The sequence below is a fragment of the Intrasporangium sp. genome, assembly GCF_030452765.1.
Lineage (GTDB): Bacteria > Actinomycetota > Actinomycetes > Actinomycetales > Dermatophilaceae > Intrasporangium_A.
Genome location: NZ_JAKDLO010000288.1, coordinates 1 through 3,496 on the forward strand (window position 1 = coordinate 1; position 3,496 = coordinate 3,496).

General features: G+C 72.4%; 3 protein-coding genes and 1 pseudogene. 1 reads left to right on the forward strand and 3 read right to left on the reverse strand.

Annotation, left to right across the window (positions count from 1 at the left end; genetic code table 11):
* A pseudogene (locus L0H79_RS21430) lies at window positions 1–944 on the forward strand (2-succinyl-5-enolpyruvyl-6-hydroxy-3-cyclohexene-1-carboxylic-acid synthase); the annotation flags it as partial.
* 182 nt (window positions 945–1,126) lie between these two features.
* Here L0H79_RS21430 and L0H79_RS21435 read toward each other — a convergent pair.
* From L0H79_RS21435 to L0H79_RS21445, 3 genes are read right to left on the reverse strand one after another with little or no spacing between them, the layout of a single operon-like run.
* Complete coding sequence (locus L0H79_RS21435) at window positions 1,127–1,885, reverse strand: 3-keto-5-aminohexanoate cleavage protein (protein ID WP_301486752.1); 759 nt, start codon at window positions 1,883–1,885, stop codon at window positions 1,127–1,129.
* Window positions 1,882–2,883, reverse strand: a complete 1,002-nt coding sequence (locus tag L0H79_RS21440) for an o-succinylbenzoate synthase (protein WP_301486753.1) — start codon at window positions 2,881–2,883, stop codon at window positions 1,882–1,884. The genes L0H79_RS21435 and L0H79_RS21440 overlap by 4 nt, the downstream gene beginning before the upstream one ends.
* Before the next feature lie 34 nt (window positions 2,884–2,917).
* Window positions 2,918–3,175 carry a hypothetical protein gene (locus L0H79_RS21445; RefSeq protein WP_301486754.1) on the reverse strand — a complete coding sequence of 86 codons (258 nt, stop codon included), beginning with the start codon at window positions 3,173–3,175 and terminating at the stop codon, window positions 2,918–2,920.
* Window positions 3,176–3,496: the final 321 nt, after the last annotated feature.

The window sequence follows — 3,496 nt, forward strand, 5'->3', positions numbered from 1 at the left end:
TGCGGGCCGATCCGACGGCCGGGGCCCGCACCGGACGGCAGGCACTGCGCACCTACCGGCTGCTGCTCGCGACGAGGCTGCGCGACGGCATCGAACGGGTCATCGTCGTGGGGCACCCGACTCTCTCCCGTCCGGTGATCGGCCTGATCAGCGATCCCGGGCCAGAGGTCCTGTCCGTGCGCGACAGGTCCGGGTTAGCGACCGATCCGGGTCGGGTCGCCCGCCACCTCGAGGTGGTCCCGACCGCGGCAGCCGCCGACACGTCCGGGTGGTTCGCGGGCTGGAAGCAGGCCGACGCGCGGCTCGCTGCGCGGATCGACGAGGAGCAGGACCCGACCCGCCCGACCGGACTGACCACAGCCCGCGTCGTGGCCGACGCGGTCGGACCCGCGACGACGCTCGTGGTCGGCTCGTCAAGCCCGGTCCGTGACCTCGACGTCATGGCCGAGCCCTGGACCCCGCGGGAGCACCGCTTCGTCGTGGGCAACCGCGGGCTCGCCGGCATCGACGGGACGACATCGACCGCGGTCGGGGTCGCCCTGGGCCGAGCCGGAGCCACCCGGTCGCTCGCCCTCATGGGCGACCTGACCTTCATCCACGACTCGAACGGGTTGCTGATCCCCCGAGGGGACCGTCGTCCGTCCCTGACGATCGTCGTGGTCAGCGACGACGGCGGGTCGATCTTCGCGACCCTCGAGCAGGGCGACCGGCGGTATGCCGCTGCCTTCGAGCGGGTCTTCGCGACCCCGCACGGCACGGACATCGAGGTGCTCTGCAGAGCCCGGCACACGGCATACGAGCGGGTGACCGAGCTCGAGCGTCTCGCGGAAGCGTTGCGAGAGCCGCAGGCGGGCCTCAAGGTCGTCGAGGTGCCGGTGCCACGCGAGGGGCGACGGGCCGAGGCCGCCCACCTGCGACGGCTCGCCACGACGCTGCCTCTGTGAGCGGAGACGCTAGATCGAGAGAAGTGCACTCTCGATGCGGAGAAGTGCACTCTCGATCGGGAGAAGTGCACTCTCGATGCGGAGAAGTGCACTCTCGATGCGGAGAAGTGCACTCTCGATCGGGAGGGGTGCACTCTCGATCGGGAGGGGTGCACGCTCGATCAGGAGAAGTGCACTCTCGATCAGGTCGGTCGGCGCAGCGGCCACGTCGCCGCCCCGCCTACCTCCTGCCGGGCTGCCTCGACGAGCGCGGCGTTGTCGTAGGCCTCGTGGCCGGACGGCATGGCCAGGGTGTCCTCGAGCCCGATGCGGGTGGCGTAGCCGGCGGCACGTGCCCAGCGCAGCACCGGCCACGTCCATGGGCCCTCCCCATGGACGAGCACCTGCGCGGGCAGCATCCCGAGCGCGGCGAGGATCCGCTCGACGGCCCACCTCCCGGTCGAGCCGCGGCTGATCCCGGGCAGTGCCTCGACGAGGATGCGCTCGACCCGCCAGGGCCAGTGGGTCGCGACGAACCGGGTCGCGGCCTGCGGGGTCCAGATGCCGGCCTCGATCGTGATCCCCTTCGTCACGAGGGTCCGGGCCAGGTCGGCGGCACCGTCCTCGTGCCAGTTGACGCTCGCGCAGTCGGGCCCGCCCAGCTCGGGACCCGGCCAGGCTTGGACGAGGGCGAGCTTCTCGTGGCTCGTGTCTGCGATTCCGTCCCTCGTCGTCACGGAGACCCGGATGCCGGGTGCCCGTTCCCGGATCGCGCCGACCGCCGCCACGACCTGATGCGGGTCAAGGGTCTCGAGACCCCGCTCGTTGCGCGGGTGAACATGCACCATCGAGGCACCCGCGGCCGCCGACGACAGTGTCGCGTCCGCGAGCTGCGCCGGGGTCACCGGGAGCCGGGGGTGCACCCCCGGTCGCCTGTTCCCGTTGAGGCATGCCTGGATCACGACAGCGGCTCCTCGAGCACCGCGGCGCAGCGCACCAACCGGTCGCGCCACCACTGCACTCTGTCGGACGGGGCGGCCAGCGCCGCGAGTCGGTCCGTACTCACCCGGGGACGCCGGACGGCAAGCACCCCCGCGGACGGACGCATGCTCGCGCCGGTGACATCGCCGGCGAAGAAGCCGACCGTGCCCAGCCCACAGGCGAACTCGAGCGACGGCAGCGCAGCGGCGAGCGCGACGCCGGCCGCGATCCCGACGCTCGTGTCGAGCGCGGACGAGACGACCGCAGGCAGCCCGCAGTCCGCGACGACCTCGAGCGCCGAGGCCACCCCGCCGAGCGGAGCGACCTTGACGACGACGACGTCGGCGGCACCGAGCCGCGCCACGCGCAGTGGGTCGACGGCCTTGCGGATCGACTCGTCGGCGGCGATGCGCACGTCGATGCCCCGGCGCGCCAAGGCCGTACGGAGCTGTGCGAGCTGTTCGACCGTGGCGCAGGGCTGTTCGGCGTACTCCAGTCCGTATGCCGCCAGCCTCCCGAGCGCGTCCGTGGCCGTATCGAGGTCCCATCGGCCGTTCGCGTCGACCCGGATGCGGCCGCTCGCCCCCATCGCATCCCGGGTGGCTGCCACCCGGTCGACGTCGTCGGCGAGGGTCTGCCCCGCCTCGGCGACCTTGACCTTGGCCGTCGTGCACCCGTCGAACCGGGCCAGCACCTCTGCGACGAGATCCGGTCCGACGGCGGGGACGGTCGCGTTGACGGGGACCACGTCGCGAGCGGCGGCCGGCTGAACGGCATACGCCCAGTCGATGCCCGCGGCGAGCCAGCGGGCCGCCTCGGCGTCGTCGTACTCGGGGAACGGCGCGAACTCCCCCCAGCCCTGCGGCCCCTCGAAGAGCAGCGCCTCGCGCCGGTCGATCCCCCGGAAGCGCACGCGCATCGGGATCGATACGACCTGCGCGGTGGCGAGCAGGTCGTCGGCGCTGGGCAGGTCGGTCACGAGGTCATCATGACCGACGCGACTGGTGCCCGCGTCAGCGGGAGCCCGGGAACGCCTCGTGCCGGTCGTGCGTCGGGTCGGGTGCAGCCGGCTCGTTGGAGGGCGCCGGCTCGTGACGGTCCGAACGCGGCCCTGCGTAGCGGTCGTAGCGGCGGGAGCGACCGCACCGGCCGTGGCCGGCGAACCACAGCACCGGGAAGATGATCCAGAACCCGTGCCCACCCGTCATGAGGACGACCGCGAGCACGACGAGCGCGAGGCCGGCGGTGATGGCGTGGCGTGGGGTGAGCATTCGGGCCTCCGGTGGGTAGTTGACCTCCTCTCACGGTACGTCGCGCATGGCTCGGATCCCAAGGTGGATGTCACGTGCTCGGCATGACAGATGTCAGGTGTGCGGGCGTGCTTCGCGGTGGCGTCGTCAGTCGTTGAGGTCGTCAGTCGTTGACCAGGACGGCCCGGGCCTCGCGCACCGTGATCCTCGTCGCCGGGCCGGCGACCGTCACGGTGTCCGGGACCGGCTCCCAGCCCGAGCCGTCGACCGAGAAGTCCGCACCCCAGGTGGTCTGCACATGCACCGGGAACTCGCCCCGGTCCAGGTACGTGTGCGTCACGT